At 67.7% G+C, this 14,888-nt stretch carries 14 protein-coding genes; 9 read left to right on the top strand and 5 right to left on the bottom strand.

Features of this window, described 5'->3' with window-relative positions; genetic code table 11:
- Nucleotides 1-56: 56 nt before the first annotated feature.
- Complete coding sequence (locus AC50YM_RS00515; RefSeq protein ID WP_494955410.1) at nt 57-1,196, top strand: acyl-CoA dehydrogenase family protein; 1,140 nt, start codon at nt 57-59, stop codon at nt 1,194-1,196.
- Nucleotides 1,197-1,220: 24 nt separating this feature from the next.
- Here AC50YM_RS00515 and AC50YM_RS00510 read toward each other — a convergent pair whose 3' ends face one another.
- Nucleotides 1,221-2,072: a DUF1684 domain-containing protein gene (locus AC50YM_RS00510; protein ID WP_494955064.1), complete on the bottom strand. Its 852-nt coding sequence runs from the start codon at nt 2,070-2,072 to the stop codon at nt 1,221-1,223.
- Between the two features lie 2 nt (nt 2,073-2,074).
- Complete coding sequence (locus AC50YM_RS00505; protein ID WP_494955063.1) at nt 2,075-2,686, bottom strand: TetR/AcrR family transcriptional regulator; 612 nt, start codon at nt 2,684-2,686, stop codon at nt 2,075-2,077.
- A gap of 143 nt (nt 2,687-2,829) precedes the next feature.
- Here AC50YM_RS00505 and AC50YM_RS00500 point away from each other — a divergent pair, with 143 nt between their 5' ends.
- The 5 genes from AC50YM_RS00500 (at nt 2,830) to AC50YM_RS00480 (ending at nt 8,875) form a co-directional block, all read left to right on the top strand.
- Entirely contained in the window at nt 2,830-3,924 is a 1,095-nt protein-coding gene (locus AC50YM_RS00500) for an acyltransferase family protein (protein WP_494955062.1), read from the top strand.
- Nucleotides 3,925-4,140: 216 nt separating this feature from the next.
- The gene (locus AC50YM_RS00495; RefSeq protein WP_494955061.1) at nt 4,141-4,821 is read left to right on the top strand and encodes an NADPH-dependent F420 reductase; all 681 of its coding nucleotides are present in this window, start codon (nt 4,141-4,143) and stop codon (nt 4,819-4,821) included.
- Nucleotides 4,822-4,950: 129 nt separating this feature from the next.
- Nucleotides 4,951-5,313, top strand: a complete 363-nt coding sequence (locus AC50YM_RS00490) for a hypothetical protein (protein ID WP_494955060.1) — start codon at nt 4,951-4,953, stop codon at nt 5,311-5,313.
- 112 nt (nt 5,314-5,425) lie between these two features.
- Nucleotides 5,426-8,263, top strand: coding sequence for a phosphoenolpyruvate carboxylase (gene ppc / locus AC50YM_RS00485; RefSeq protein ID WP_494955059.1), 2,838 nt, complete (start codon nt 5,426-5,428; stop codon nt 8,261-8,263).
- A 306-nt stretch (nt 8,264-8,569) separates the two neighbouring features.
- On the top strand, nt 8,570-8,875 hold the full coding sequence (locus tag AC50YM_RS00480; protein WP_160667988.1) for a hypothetical protein: 306 nt from the start codon (nt 8,570-8,572) through the stop codon (nt 8,873-8,875).
- A gap of 8 nt (nt 8,876-8,883) precedes the next feature.
- Here AC50YM_RS00480 and AC50YM_RS00475 read toward each other — a convergent pair whose 3' ends face one another.
- Both AC50YM_RS00475 and AC50YM_RS00470 read right to left on the bottom strand, forming a co-directional pair.
- On the bottom strand, nt 8,884-9,510 hold the full coding sequence (locus tag AC50YM_RS00475; protein WP_494955058.1) for a DedA family protein: 627 nt from the start codon (nt 9,508-9,510) through the stop codon (nt 8,884-8,886).
- 68 nt (nt 9,511-9,578) lie between these two features.
- A complete protein-coding gene (locus AC50YM_RS00470; protein ID WP_494955409.1) occupies nt 9,579-10,592 on the bottom strand; it encodes a pseudouridine synthase in 1,014 nt (337 codons plus the stop codon).
- A 443-nt stretch (nt 10,593-11,035) separates the two neighbouring features.
- On the opposite strand from AC50YM_RS00470, the gene AC50YM_RS00465 reads away from it, so the two are divergent.
- Together AC50YM_RS00465 and AC50YM_RS00460 are read left to right on the top strand one after the other, a co-directional pair.
- Nucleotides 11,036-11,728, top strand: a complete 693-nt coding sequence (locus AC50YM_RS00465; protein ID WP_494955057.1) for a helix-turn-helix domain-containing protein — start codon at nt 11,036-11,038, stop codon at nt 11,726-11,728.
- Nucleotides 11,725-12,417, top strand: a complete 693-nt coding sequence (locus tag AC50YM_RS00460; RefSeq protein ID WP_494955056.1) for an SRPBCC family protein — start codon at nt 11,725-11,727, stop codon at nt 12,415-12,417. Before AC50YM_RS00465 ends, AC50YM_RS00460 begins: the two co-directional genes overlap by 4 nt.
- Nucleotides 12,418-12,633: 216 nt before the next feature.
- Here the strand turns inward: AC50YM_RS00460 and yczR are convergent, their stop codons facing one another.
- Nucleotides 12,634-14,157 (bottom strand): MocR-like transcription factor YczR, encoded by a 1,524-nt coding sequence (yczR, locus tag AC50YM_RS00455; RefSeq protein WP_494955055.1) that lies wholly within the window; start codon nt 14,155-14,157, stop codon nt 12,634-12,636.
- 61 nt (nt 14,158-14,218) lie between these two features.
- Between yczR and yczE the strand changes: the two genes are divergently transcribed.
- Complete coding sequence (yczE, locus tag AC50YM_RS00450) at nt 14,219-14,851, top strand: membrane protein YczE (RefSeq protein WP_494955054.1); 633 nt, start codon at nt 14,219-14,221, stop codon at nt 14,849-14,851.
- Nucleotides 14,852-14,888: the final 37 nt, after the last annotated feature.

Raw genomic sequence — 14,888 nt, 5'->3', positions numbered from 1 at the left:
CGCCCGCTGACTCCGTCTCCGGGCTGCCGACCGCCGATTTCTTCGACTTCGAGTCGATGCTCAACGACGCGGAACAGGAAAAGCTGGCCGAGCTGCGGGAGTTCCTGGCCCGCGAAGTGGCCCCTTTTGCCGGTGAGTGGTGGAACAAGGCCGAATTCCCCGCCCACATCCTGCCGAAGCTTGCCGCGCTGGAGCTAAGCGCGCCGGCCCAGCGCGGCTACAGCCATCTGTTCGCCGGGCTGGTCATCGCCGAGATGACCCGGGTGGACACCTCGCTGGCGACGTTTTTCCTGGTCCACCACGACCTCTTTGTCGAATCGCTTTACGGCTTCGGCTCGGACGAACAGAAGGCGCGCCTGCTCGAGGACGCCGCGAACCTCCGCACCACCGGCGCGTTCGCGCTGACCGAGCCGGAGCATGGTTCCGACGTGGCAGGCGGCATGGAGACCGTCGCGCGGCGCGTTCCCGGCGGAGGGTCCGACGGCGGCGACACCTGGGTCCTGAACGGTGCCAAGCGCTGGATCGGCAACGGGACGTTCTGCGACTATCTGCTGGTATGGGCCCGCGACGAGGCCGGCGGCGCCATCCGCGGTTTCATCGTGGATGCGACCCTGCCCGGTGTGAGCCGGAGCCGGATCGAGAACAAGATCGCGCTGCGCACCGTGCAGAATGCGGACATTGTCTTCACGAATGTGCAGGTGGCCGAGTCGGACCGCTTCGCCGGGATCAACAGCTTCGAGGACACCAACGAGCTGCTGCGCGGCTCGCGGATCATGGTTGCCTGGCAGGGGGTCGGGCAGCAGCTGGCGGCGTTCGACGTCGCCCGGCAGTACGCCGTCGAACGCCAGCAGTTCGGCCGGCCGCTGGCGAAATTCCAGCTGGTCCAGCAGCAGCTGGTGACGATGCTCGGCAACGCCGTGGCGAGCATGGGGATGATGGTCCGGATCGCGCAGCTGCAGGAGCGCGGCACAGCGGACATGCCGCAGGTGGCGCTGGCGAAGTCCTACGTGAGCGCCCGGATGCGCGAGACCGTGGCGATGGGCAGGTCCCTGCTGGGCGGCAACGGGATCGTCACCGACTACCGGATGGCCAAGATCTTCGCCGACGCCGAGGCGATCTACACCTACGAGGGGTCGTACGAGATCAACACGCTGATCGTGGGCCGGGCCGTGACCGGGGTTTCCGCGATCGTCTAGAAGCGCGCGCGTCTGGAAGCGCGTCTAGAAGAGCGCGGGCTCCTTCTCGCCGGCCTCGATCCGGTAGTCCAGGCTGTTGTTCTTCACCGGCATGGGGCAGGTGCCGTACGGGGTGAAGGCGCTGGGGTAGTTGATGGCCCGGTTGAAGTCCAGGCTGACCGTCCGGTTTCCCGACGCGTCGACGCGGGGCCGGGCGGTGGAGACCTTCCGCCACTCAGCTGTTGCGAATTCCGGCGGGGCCGCGCCGTTGGTCTCATCGTGGAAAGTCACCGTCAGTGCGCCGAGGTTTTCCTCCTCGGCCTGCAGGTGGAATTCGTGGTCCTTGCCGGGCAGTCGGAACACCAGCTCGCCGACCGAACGGTGTACTCCGTCGACCAGCGGGTTGGCGGTGCCGATCGGGACGTCCACGGGCTCGGGGTAGGGGTGGAACTTCGCTTCGACGACCAGGTCCGGCCGGTAGTCGAAGGTGGGGACGCCCGCGAACTCTGTGAAAACCGGCGACTGGGAGTCCCGGGTGCGGACCGCATACTTGCCGGCCCGCATGGCGAGTTCCACCACGACCTGCCGGCCGTCGCCGCCGCCGTACTGGACCCAAAGCAGTGATTCCTCGTCGGAGAGTGTTGCGCTGATGGTGCCGTCCACGGGTCCGCCGGTTTCCACGAGCGTCAGTCCGTCCGCCGCAGCGGCGGTGAGGAACGCCGTCTTGCCGTCCGTGGACCAGTGCCCGGGGACGAGTTCGACGGCGGCTGGCCGGTCCTCCAGCCACTGGAACGACGTCAGGGTCAGCCAGCCAAACTCGCTGGCCAGGGCCGCGTTGCGGCTGGTCCGGAAGCGCTGCCAGCGGGCAAGCAGGGCGTCAGGACTGGTGGGCGTCATGTTCACGGGTTCCTTCCCAGAGTTGCGGCCACGAGGTGCGCAGCGGTCTCGCGGGCGGCGAGGGCCGCCGCCGGGTCGGCGTCGAGCACGCCGCTGGCCAGGCCGCCGTCGAGGACCAGGGTGAGGCTGCGGGCGAGCAGGTCCGGATCCTGGGCCCCGGCCTGGGCCGCGAGGTCCCGGATCCAGGCCCGGATGTGCTCCTTGTGCGCCACCGTCCGGGCGTGGACGCGGGTTCCGGAGGCGGACTCGGCAGCGGCGTTGATGAAGGCGCAGCCGCGGTAGCCGTCACGGCGGCAGGCGTTCGCCAGGGCATCGAACAACCCGACGAGCTGCGCGGCTGGGTCGGGTCCGGCGGCTTCCGCGGCGGCGTGCAGCTGCCCGGTCCAGATGCCGTCGACCTTCTCCAGATAGGCCAGAATCAGTTCGTCCTTCGCCGGAAAGTACTTGTAGAACGTGGCCTTGGCGACCCCGGATTCGGCGATGATCGTGTCGATGCCTGCCGCCCGGAGCCCGTTCGCATAGAACAGCCGGAAGGCCGTGGCGAGGATCTTGTCCCTGGCCTGGCCGACGGGCGTGCGTGCGGCCGGCGGTGCTTTGGCTGCTGGCGGCGTCATGGTTCTATCGTACACAGACAAGTCTGTCTAGTAATTGTCCGTGAGAAAGGCTGAAGCCCTCCCTTCCGCCAATGGCGCCGGAGATCTGCAACTACGCGTGCGGAGCAGACCGCCTTCGTATGGAATTCGAGTAGTCAGTACTGTTGGCGGCCATCCTGATGGCCAATAGCGTGTGGCGCATGACATCTGATGTCGCACTTCATACAGTCAGCCTCCGACGTCCTAGTCCGCGCCTAAGGGTGGCTCTTGACGTGATCCGCGCGCTCTCCGCCGTCTACGTGGTGATCCATCACGTCGTGCTCAACGTGGGTCCCACGGGCCCACTCGCGGTCATTTTCAAGTACGGACCCCAAGCCGTTATCGTGTTTTTCCTGCTCAGCGGATTCGTTATCTTCTCGAATGAAAATACGAGGGTGCAGAAGAGTGCCACGTCTTACTACTTGCGTCGATTGCGCCGCATCTACCCGCCGTTAATAGTCGCTTTTGCTGTCTCGGCGCTCATAAGCTGGCTGAATGGCACTCTTGTTCGTGATTTCTCGCCCCTGACACTGGTGCTAAACTTGCTGTCCCTGCAGGACCTTGGGGATTTCAAACCGGGCACCATTTCTTACCCGTTCCTGGGAAATGGCCCACTCTGGTCCTTGTCATACGAAGTCCTTTTCTATCTGGCCTTTCCGCTGATTATGGTGGCCCACCGCCGTTCTGCGGCCCTGTCATTGGGAATAGTAGGAAGCCTGTCCGTAATCGGATTCGGCTCCTACATGGTCGCGCCGAACCACTTCTCCCTGGTCTTCGCCTACATGCTGACGTGGTGGTCCGGGGCTGTAATGGCTGACCTCTACGGATCAGATCGGCTCAAGATTCGGGCATTGTTGCCGGTCGGGTACTGGCTGGTTGCGCTGTGCGCCGTTGCGGGCGCGGGGGTTGCGCTCAATCGGGACCCGGAAATGGTGCAGATCCTAAGGCTCTCACTTCTTCTTTTCGTGTTCGCGCTCGCCTGCGTAGTCGCTTCGGCCACGGCCTTGGCCAGACATTTCGTTCGGCTTGCAGTGCCATTGGCGGCCCCTGCCGCATTCACCGCATCCATTTCATACGGCCTGTATGTGTTCCACTTTCCGCTGCTCGTTCAATGGGAATTTGCCACGACGCCATCAGGGCTGGCCGTGGCTACGGTGCTGCTTCTGGTCATTTCCGTTGTGGGCGACCGCTACATGGAGCGGTGGATCCCGAAGCCGTAGCCCCATGCGGATGCTGACATTGATTGGCGGCCTTTACCTTGAGGGCGCAGGTTTAGCGAACGATCATATCCACTCCGACTGAACCCTGGCGCCCGGAAACCTTAAACCGGCACCCGACGCCTGGGACTGGACTCTTGCCGTAGACAGGTCTGTCTGATAGTGTCGGCGCCACGAGTAGACAAACCTGTCTACCAGCCAGTGATGAGTGAGGACACCATGAGGATTGCAGTACTCGGAACGGGAAGCGTTGGGCCCACGATCGCCGGAGCACTGTCGGCGCTGGGGCACGGCGTGGTGGTCGGCACGCGCGATCCGCAGGCGACTCTGGCACGCACCGAGCCCGGCGCATCGGGCGGACCGGCCTTCGCGGCCTGGCACGCGGAGCACAACAGCGTCGGGGTCGCCACCTTCTCGGACGCCGCTGCCGGGGCGGAGATCCTCATCAACGCCACCAACGGCGCCAACTCCCTCGAAGCGCTGACCGCTGCCGGAGCGGGAAACCTGGCAGGGAAGGTGCTTATTGATGTCGCGAACCCGCTGGACTTCTCCCGTGGGTTTCCGCCGTCGTTGAACCCGGTGAATACGGACAGCCTGGGCGAGCAGATCCAGCGGGCCTTCCCGGACGCCCGGGTGGTCAAGACCCTTAACACCATGACCGCCAGCGTGATGGTGGATCCGGAGGCCGTGGCCGGGGGCGACCATTCGGTCTTCGTGTCCGGAAACGACGCGGACGCCAAGCAGGCGGCGACCATCCTGCTCAACGAATTCGGACACCGGGACATCATCGATCTGGGCGACATCACCACCGCCCGCGGCACCGAAATGATCCTGCCGCTCTGGGTGCGGCTCTGGGGCGCCCTGGGCACCGGCGCGTTCAACTTCAAAGTCGCACGGTAAGGCCCAAAGTGCCTGCTCCGAGTCCGATGGGAAGTGCGGGCCGGCGTCCGGGTGTTGTGAAGGGTTCGCAGTCGGGGTGCCCCCGGCGGATGCCTCCTGAGTGGGTGCCGGCGCGCGTACGATGGTCTCATGGCTCTTGAAATCCTCGGGACCGTTCTCGTCTGCCTGGCGGTGATCGTCGGGTTCACCTTGGCGGGGATGTCGGCGCTGCGGCGCGGCGGGAACCCGAAAGGCGCGACCGGCACCCTCGGCAGCGTGCTGGGCATGATGGATCCCGCGACCGGCGCTCCCACCCGCCACGAGGCGGCCGCGGCCCGGGAAGAACTCAAGCAGCAGCGGCACGAAGCCAGCGAGTCCGGCAGCGGCCCGGACCATAGCGACCCCTACAGCGGCCGGGTCACGCTGCCCGCCACAGCAGCTGCGGAGGCACACACAAGGGCAGCCGCGGAGGCATCCGCGGAGCCCCAAGTCAAGGGCCCCGACACTTTCTGAGACGGATTCCCCTGCCGCCCGGCCTCCGGGTAGCATCCAGTAGGAAGAACGTAACCCGGCTCACAGTATCCAGCGCAGTGTACGAGCCAACTCCCTTCGAGAGATAGTTTCCATGGCTGACACTGCAATGAATTCCGGCACCGACCTCGCCTCCGAGCTGCGCGCCGACGTCCGCCGCGTGTCCACCCTCCTCGGTGAATCACTGGTCCGCCAGCACGGTCCCGAGCTCCTGGACCTGGTCGAGCAGGTGCGCCTGCTGACCAAGGAATCCAAGGAAGCCGCCCGCGGCGGTGCGGACGCCACCGGGCCGTGGAGCTCCTACGACGTCGTGGCCCAGGTCCGCGAACTGCTCGGCTCCCTGCCTCTCGAGCAGGCAACCGACCTGGTCCGTGCCTTCGCGTTCTACTTCCACCTGGCCAACGCCGCCGAGCAGGTGCACCGGGTCCGCGGGCTGCGGAACCGGGCGGAAAAGGACGGCTGGCTGGCCAAGGCCGTCACCGACATTGCGGCCCAGGCCGGGACCTCGGTTCTGCAGGAAGTCGTGAACGAACTCGACGTCCGGCCCGTCTTCACCGCGCACCCCACCGAGGCCTCCCGCCGCTCCGTGCTGGACAAGGTCCGCCGGCTCTCCGACATCCTGGCCGAGAGCACTGCGGAGGGCACGTCCGCGCGCCGCCGCCAGGACCGCCACCTGGCCGAGGTGATCGACCAGATGTGGCAGACGGACGAACTCCGCCAGGTCCGTCCCACCCCGGTGGACGAGGCCCGCAATGCGGTCTACTACCTCACCGGCATCCTGGGCGACGCGCTGCCGGAGATGCTCTCGGACCTCTCCGAGCTGCTCGGCGAACACGGCGTTAGCCTCCCCGCGGAGAGGGCACCAATCCGCTTCGGCTCCTGGATCGGCGGCGACCGCGACGGCAACCCCAACGTGACCGCAGCGGTCACCCGTGAAATCCTGCAGATCCAGAATCAGCACGCCGTCCGGATCAGCATCGGCCTGATCGACGGGCTGATCTCCATCCTGTCCAATTCGACGGCGCTCGCCGGGGCCGACCAGGAGCTGCTGGACTCGATCGACGTCGACCTCGAAAACCTCCCGGGGCTGGACCGCCGGGTCCTTGAACTCAACGCCCAGGAGCCCTACCGGCTCAAGCTCACCTGCATCAAGGCCAAGCTGCTGAACACCGTCCGGCGCGTTGCGGCCGGGTCGGCCCACGAGCCGGGCCGGGACTACACCGCCACCGCGGAGCTCCTCGCCGAACTCGGCCTGCTGGACCGCTCGCTCCGGCACCACCATGCCGCGCTCGCCGCCGACGGCGCCCTGGCGCGGGTCCGGCGCACCATCGCCTCCTTCGGCCTGCATCTGGCCACCCTGGACATCCGGGAACACGCAGACCACCACCACGACGCCGTCGGGCAGCTGATGGACCGGCTCGGCGGACCCGGTGTCCGGTACGCGGAACTGAGCCGTTCCGAGCGGCTTGAGGTGCTCGGTTCGGAGCTTGCCTCGCGGCGTCCGCTGTCCGGCCACCCGGTGAAGCTCGACGGCGTCGCCGACGGCACGTACGACGTCTTCCGCGAGATCCGGCGGGCCCTGCGCACGTACGGCCCGGACGTTATCGAGACGTACATCATCTCGATGACCCGCGGCGCGGACGACGTCCTGGCCGCGGCGGTGCTGGCCCGCGAGGCGGGGCTGGTCAGCATCTTCGGTGAAGCCCCGTATGCCAGGATCGGCTTTGCCCCGCTGCTGGAAACCGTGGAGGAACTGCGGGCCTCGGCCGAAATCGTGGACCAGCTGCTCTCCGATCCCTCCTACCGCGAGGTGGTCCGGCTGCGCGGGGACGTGCAGGAAATCATGCTCGGCTACTCGGACTCCAATAAGGAGTCCGGCGTGATGACCAGCCAGTGGGAGATCCACAAAACCCAGCGCAAGCTCCGCGACATCGCCGCGAAGCACGGTGTCCGGGTGCGCCTGTTCCACGGCCGCGGCGGCTCGGTGGGCCGCGGCGGCGGGCCGACCTACGACGCCATCATGGCCCAGCCGAACGGGGTGATGGAAGGCGAAATCAAGTTCACCGAGCAGGGTGAGGTTATTTCGGACAAGTACTCGCTGCCCGAACTCGCCCGGGAGAACCTGGAGCTCTCGCTCGCGGCGGTGATGCAGGGCTCCGCGCTGCACCGCACACCGCGCACCTCCGAGGACCAGCGCGAACGCTACGGCCACGTCATGGAGACCATTTCCGACGCCGCTTTCGCCCGGTACCGGACCCTGATCGAGGACCCGGACCTGCCGGCGTACTTTATGGCATCCACCCCGGTGGAACAGCTGGGCTCCCTCAATATCGGCTCCCGGCCGTCCAAACGGCCCGATTCCGGCGCCGGACTCGAAGGCCTGCGGGCCATCCCGTGGGTGTTCGGCTGGACCCAGTCGCGGCAGATCGTTCCGGGCTGGTTCGGGGTGGGATCCGGGCTCAAGGCCGCCCGCGAGGCCGGCCATTCGGCCCAGCTGGTGGAGATGATGGACGGCTGGCACTTCTTCCGTTCGGTGCTCTCCAACGTGGAAATGACGCTGGCGAAGACGGACATGGACATCGCCGGATACTACGTCTCCACACTGGTCCCCGAGGAGCTGCACCACCTGTTCCGTGCGATCAGGGTCGAATACGAGCTGACCGTCACCGAGATCCAGAACCTGACCGGCGAAGAGCTGCTGCTCGACGCGCAGCCGACCCTGAAGCGTTCCCTGGAGATCCGGGACCAGTACCTCGACCCGATCAGCTATCTCCAGGTGGAACTGCTGCGCCGCATCCGTTCCGAGGCTCCAGGCGGGGCAGGCGACAGTGCCGGGCAGGGCATGCCCAACGCCGAGATCGACGACCGCCTCCAGCGGGCGATGCTCATCACGGTCAACGGCGTGGCTGCGGGCCTGCGCAACACCGGCTGATCCGCGCGGGGTCCCTGCGGCGGGGCCTTCGTTCGCCGGGCACCAGCCGCGGCGGGAATCCGCTGCTGAATCGGACAGCCGCTACGGTGACCCACGTAGCAGCTGTCTGAAACCGGCGCGGAAATCGCGACGCGGCAGGCGCCCGGGGCCTTCTCGGCGATTAGGGTATCCCGGCGCACCTGAACACCCACTTTGTGGCTCGTGGATCCGGGGCAAGCGTGTCGTCGGGTTCGGCCGCGGCGGCGTTCCCCGCCCCGGCAGCGGGGCTGCCGCGGGGTCCGCCGTTGGTCCCGATAGGGTTGGTGCATGCCGTCGTTCCAGACCAGACTGAAGATCACCGGGCTCAAGCCGGGCAACCCGCCGGAGGCCGTGATGGCTGCCGCCGTCGAGGCGCTGGAGACGCGGCACCATGTTGAGGCGAACCAGCTCGACCTGGCCGGCGGGGTGCCTCAGCTGAACCTGCGCTTCCTTGTTGAGCCCACGTCCTACAGCGGCGAGAACCGCCAGGCGCTGGAGTCGGCAGCGATGATGCGCGACGCCGTCGAACGCGTTGCGGTGACCGGAAACCTGCTGGTGCTCCGCCGCAACCGCGGCCGCTGGGCGCCCGTGTAGGCGCTGCCTCAGAAGTCCAGTTCCTCTTCGGGGCCGTCCACCACCGGGGAGCGGTTGCCGCGCTTCCGGGTGACAATCACGCCAACGACGGCGCCGATCACGATCCCGACGCCGACGCCGATCAGTGAGCTCGCCCAGAACGGCAGCCCCGTGGCGGCGCCAGTGGCAAAGCCGAGACCGACGGACCACACAGCCCAGAGCAGTCCGCCCAGGGCCGCGCAGAGGCTGAAACCCCGCGTGGAGACGTTGGCGATGCCGGCCGCGGCTGTTGTCGCCAGCCGTCCCCCGGGGATGAAGCGGATGCCGATGATCGCCCCGTAGGCGGTTGACCGGCCGGCCTTCCCGATCGCGGTGTGCACGGCCCGGTGGAACGCCCGGCCCCACCGCCAGCGGTCCAGGACATGGCTCAGGCGGCGCTTGAAGAGCTGGAAGACCAGGATGTCGCCGAGCCAGGACGCCGCCGCCGCGACAAGCACCACCAGGAGCGCGTTGGCGCGCCCGTCGGCGGACAGGGCGCCGCCGGTGATGACCACCATTTCCGAGGGGATGGGCGGGAAAATGGCATCGCCCATGACTATCGGGATGATCCAGAAATAGATCGTGTCCCCCCAGCTGTCCGCGCTGCCGAAGTCCATGGGCACAAGGTACCGCACTTCCGGCCCGGCGCCCTTCCTGTGTCGAAGGGCGTGCCCGGGAGGACGGCCTAGATGGCCTCGCTGAGTTCCAGCCCGCTGCGGTACGCCACGGGCCTGCCGGTGATGGGGTCCACGAAGCGGATCCCGCGGGCGAGGAGCTGGAGCGGCTTGGCGTAGTCGTCCGGGGCCTTGTCCAGCAGGTCGGGGTAGAAGGCGTCGTTGACGATCCCCAGCCCCAGCGAGGCCATGTGCACCCGGAGCTGGTGGGTCTTGCCCGAGTGCGGTTCCAGCCGGTAGAGGGCGCGGCGCCCGGTGGAACCGGAGGGGGTCTCGGCGTCGGGCTTTTCCGGGGAGGGAACGTCGGGGCCGGGCGATGCCACGGGGCCGCGCGGTGCTGTCTCGGGGCCGGGCAGGGTCCGCAGCCGCTCGATCCGGGTCTCGGCGTTGGGTTCGCCGTCGATCACCTCGGCCAGCAGGTAGCTGCGGGACTTGGTCATCCGGTTCCGCACTACGGTGGGGAAGTCAACGGCCGGGTGCCCGGGAACCGGCTGGGCCGCGGCTACACATTCGTATTCCTTCTGGACCTGGCGCTTTTCAAACAGCACCTGGTACTTTCCCCGGGTTTCCGGATTTGTGGAGAGCAGCAGGATTCCGGCGGTCATGCGGTCCAGACGGTGCATCGGAATGAGGTCCGGCAGGTCCAGTTGGTTCCGGAGCCGCACCAGCGCCGACTCCTGGATGTAGGTGCCGCCGGGAGTGGTGGGCAGGAAGTGCGGCTTGTCGACCACAAGGAGGTGCTCGTCCTGGTGCAGGATGTTGAGCTCCACCGGGATCCGGGTTTCCGGCGGAAGTGTGCGGTAGTACCAGATGAAGGTGTGGTTGCGCAGCGGGGTGGCGCGGTCCAGCGGGATGCCGGCCTCGCCCACGATCTCCCCGGCGTCGAAGCGGTCCTCGATGCCCTGGGGGTCGATATGGCCCCAGCGGTGCATCATATAGTCCATGGCGGTGTGCCACGGGCCCTCGTCCGGCAGGCGGAGGCGGGTCGCGTTCACGCCGTCGCGCACGGGCAGGGGGGATTGCATCACCGGTCCATTCTACTGGCCGGGCCCGGGACGGACGGTTCAGCGTCGTGTGCTGCCTGCCCCTGCGGGAGTCGGCATGGCCGCCGGGACGTGTACGGCCGCGAGCATGGGACGCGTACGGCCCCAGCACTGCTACGGCCCCTAGATCGCGGGACACTTGCCAGTTCGCCGTAAGCTCCCCTGCGAAATCGACGTTGTCCGGCGACCGCGGCGCGAGGATCGCAGAGCCGCAGGGACCTCGGCCGCCGCCGGCATGGGAACGTCTATGAGCAGGGGCACGGCCGCCGGAATGGGAACGGCCGCGAGATCGCTGGACACTTGCCAGGTAGCCGTAAGCTCGCAACCCCGCGCTCCCGACCTCTTCCGGCGACCCTGGCGATAAAGCCCCACCGACAGCAAAATAGTTCTTGACAAATAAAACTGTCGGTTGCGACACTGGAAGCATGTTGGACATCGAAGTGATCGAAGACCCGGCCGCGGCGGAGGCTTCCCTGGACCCCATCCGGACCCGCATCCTGATGGAACTCAGCCAGCCCGGATCGGCCACGCAGCTCGCCGCGAAAGTTGGACTGCCCCGGCAGAAGGTGAACTACCACCTCAAGGCCCTGGAACGGCACGGGCTCGTGGAACTCGTGGAGGAGCGCCGGAAGGGCAACGTTACGGAGCGGATCCTGCGCGCCAGCGCGGCCTCCTACCTGATTTCCCCGGCGGCGTTGGCCTCGGTGGCTCCGGATCCGCACAGGTTTTCGGACCGCTTTTCGGCTTTCTGGCTGCTGGCGCTCGCCAGCCGCATGGTCCAGGAAATGGGCCAGCTGATCGCCGGAGCGGCGGCGGCCAAGCAGGAACTCGCCACTTTCGCGATCGACGGCGAGATTACCTTCCGGACCGCCGCGGATCGTGCGGCATTCGCCGAGGAACTCGGTGTCGCCGTGACCTGGCTCGTGGACAAATACCATAACGGCGGCCCGGGCGGCCACGGCGGCCCGGGCGGCCACGGCGGACCGGGCGCCCCGGAGCCGGGCGTCACCGCGGGCGGCGGCCGCAGGCACCGCCTTGTCGTCGCGCTTCACCCGTCGCTCAAGACACCACCCAAAACATCACCCAAAAACCCATCAGTTAAGGAGCAGGAAAAATGACTGACAAACGGAACTTCGAAATCACCGTAGACACGGAACTGCCCGGCACCCCCGAGCGGGTCTGGGAAGCGGTCACCGCGGGCACCCCGGCGTGGATGTTCCCCACGGACGAATGGCCGGCCGTGCGGACAGTGGACGACTATCCCCGCCATCTGGTGTCCCGCATGGAGGGTCCGGACGGCTGGTTCAACCAGCTGGAACACGTGTTGGAACCGCTCGACGGCGGCGGCACCCGGCTGCACTATGTCCACAATGGCATCTTCGCCGAGGACTGGGACCAGCAGTATGACGGAGCAAGCAAGCACACCGAGTTCTACCTGCACACCCTCGGCCAGTACCTGAAGTACTTTGACGGCAGGCCGGTGGTCTTCGCCGACATCCAGGCACCTGCCGCTTCGGCGGTGCCGGACGGCTTTGTCCGGCTCAAGAAGGCCCTGGGCGTTGAGGGGACTGCGCCGGGCAGTGCCGTAGAGCTGGAGCTGGACGGTGTGGGGAAGCTCTCGGGCGAGGTGGACTTCGCCAACGAAAATTTCCTCGGTCTGCGCACGGCCAGCGCGATGTACCGGTTCTTCGGCCGCAATGCCTTCGGCGCTACCGTCGGCATGACGGTCCACGACTTCAGCGGCAGCGGGAACTCCGACGCCACAGCGAAGGCATGGGGCGGTTTCTTCGAGAAGGTTTACGCCTAGGCGGCGCCTCCCCGGGGCTTCGTGGCGACGCGCAGCCCGCCGTGCGACACGGAAAGCCTGGCGCTACCGAATTGTGGTGGCGCCAGGCTTTCTGCGCGTCATCAAGGAGCAACCAGCGTCGTAAGGCACTGTCGGCGTCTCCGGGCGGGGGGCGGCGTCTCCAGGGCCGCGTCGCCGGGCCGCAAGCTCGGGCTGCACGGACCGGTCGGCGCCGGTTCAGGCGATGGCAGCTGCAGGCGGGGCGCCAAAGCTGCGCCGCAACTGCGGGGACGCCTCGAGGCGGTCCTGGGCTGAGCGCAACGCCGCAACCGCGGTTTCGAGCCGTTCCGGGGGAAGGGTGAACGGCACCCGGAGATGGTGTTCGAAGGCGCCGCCAATGCCGAACCGGGGCCCAGCCGCGAGCCGGATGCCGAAGTCCGGGGCCACCACGGCAAGGGCGGTGCTGATCGGGGCCGGAAGGCGGCACCACACGGACAAGCCGCCGTCGGGCCGTTCGGTCTGCCAGCCCGGCAATCGTCCGGCGATGAGGTCCAGCAGGGCGTCCCGATTGTCCCGAAGGGTGGCGAGCCGCGCCGGGAGCGGCTCGGCGAGCGCGTTGACCAGGTGGGCCGCGGCGAGCTGCTCGACCACCGGACCGCCGAGATCCATGGTGGTGCGGGCGGCGGCGAATCGCTGGATGAGGGATTCGTCGGCCCGGATCCAACCGGTCCGCAGTCCGGCCCAATGGGACTTGCTGAGGGAGCCGATGGAGACGACGGCGGGGCTGAAGGCGGCCATCGGCGTGGAGGCGACGCCGTCGAGGTTCAGTTCGCGCAGCGTCTCGTCGACGACGAGGACGGTACCGGCGGCTGCGGCAGCCCGGACCAGCCGGCGCCGCTGGGAATCGGACATTAGCCGCCCGGTGGGATTGTGGAAGTCCGGGACCACGTAGGCCATGGCGGGCCGCTGCTGCATAAGTGCGGCCTCGATCGCCTCCAGATCCCAGCCCGGACGGGTCCGGGGCCCGGCCCCCCGGCGGGTGTCTGAGCGGGCATAGGCAGGGGCGGCGGCCATGGCGACCGGAACCAGCCGGCAGCCCGCGGCCCGGATCGCGTCGATCGCATTGGGGTAGCTGGGGTGCTCCACGAGGACCTTGTCCGACCGGCCGGCCAGGGTGCGCAGCACGATGTTCAGTGCGTGCTGCGCCCCGGAGGTTACCAGCACCTGGTGCGCCGTGGTCGGCACGCCGGCCGCGGAATAGTGGCCGGCGATGGCCTCCCTCAGGGCGTTCACGCCGAGCGCGTCGTAGCCGAAGCCGGGCAGCAGTGCCGGAAGTTCGGTCAGGGCGGAGGCGAACGCGCGGTGCACCACCTCGCCGCTGGCCGGCAGCGAGGCATAGGCAAGGTCGATGATTCCGTTCGGAGCGGCCAGGCCCGGAGCCCCGCTGAGATTTGTTCCGTACCCGTTCAGGCTGCCGGGTGGATTGGTCTGCGGGATCCTTGTCCGGCTGCGGCTGCCCTGGCCGCTGCTCAGGAAGCCCTGGTCGCGCAGCATCGAGTAGGCGGCAGTGACGGTCGTCCGGCTGATGCCCAGCGTCGCGGCCAGCGCCCGTTCGCTGGGCATCGCCATCTCGAGGGGCACCCGGCCGTCGAGGACGAGAAGGCGGACGACGTCGGCGAGCTCACGGTAGGCGGGGGCGGCACCGATGTTCCACTCGCCGAGCAGTCTTGCCAGCGCAGTGGGGTTCAGGGATCCGGGCATAGAGCCAGTATTTCAAACTGGCTATGGAATGCAAGGCCAGTTGTTCGAGAGGATGGGGACCATGATGACCCGCAGGCTCCTTCAACTCCTTATCGGCCTCGCCATGTACGGCGTATCCCTGGCTATGTTCATCCGCGCCGGTCTCGGCCTTGACCCCTGGGACGTGTTCCACCAGGGACTCGCGGTCAAGACCGGGCTGAGCATCGGCACCGTCGTGGTGATCGTCAGCTTCCTCGTGCTGCTCCTGTGGATCCCGCTGCGGCAGTGGCCGGGCCTCGGAACCCTGTGCAATGCCGTGCTGGTGGGCGTCTTCGCCGACGTTGGACTGGCACTGATCCCCGCGTTCTCCCACCTCGGCGGGCAGGCCGGCATGCTTGCCGGGGCCATCCTGCTCAACGGAATCGCCTCCGCCTGCTACATCGGGGCCCGGCTGGGACCCGGTGCCCGGGACGGGCTGATGACCGGCCTCGCCCGCCGAACGGGCTGGTCCGTCCGGACGGCGCGCACCGGCATCGAAGTTGTGGTGCTGGCTGCGGGCTGGCTGCTCGGCGGCTCCGTCGGTATCGGGACCGTGCTCTACGCCCTGGCGATCGGCCCGCTGGTGCAGTTCCTGCTGCCGCGGTTCACCGTTCCCGAGCCGAAGAAGCCCGAACTCGCGGTGGCGGCGGCCGATCCGGCCGTCGTCGCACCCTGACGGCCGGAAATTCCCTCGCAACGCGCAGGTTGCCGCT

This window comes from Pseudarthrobacter sp. RHLT1-30-1 (genome assembly GCF_059383415.1).
This window is presented reverse-complemented; position numbering and strand designations above follow the sequence as displayed.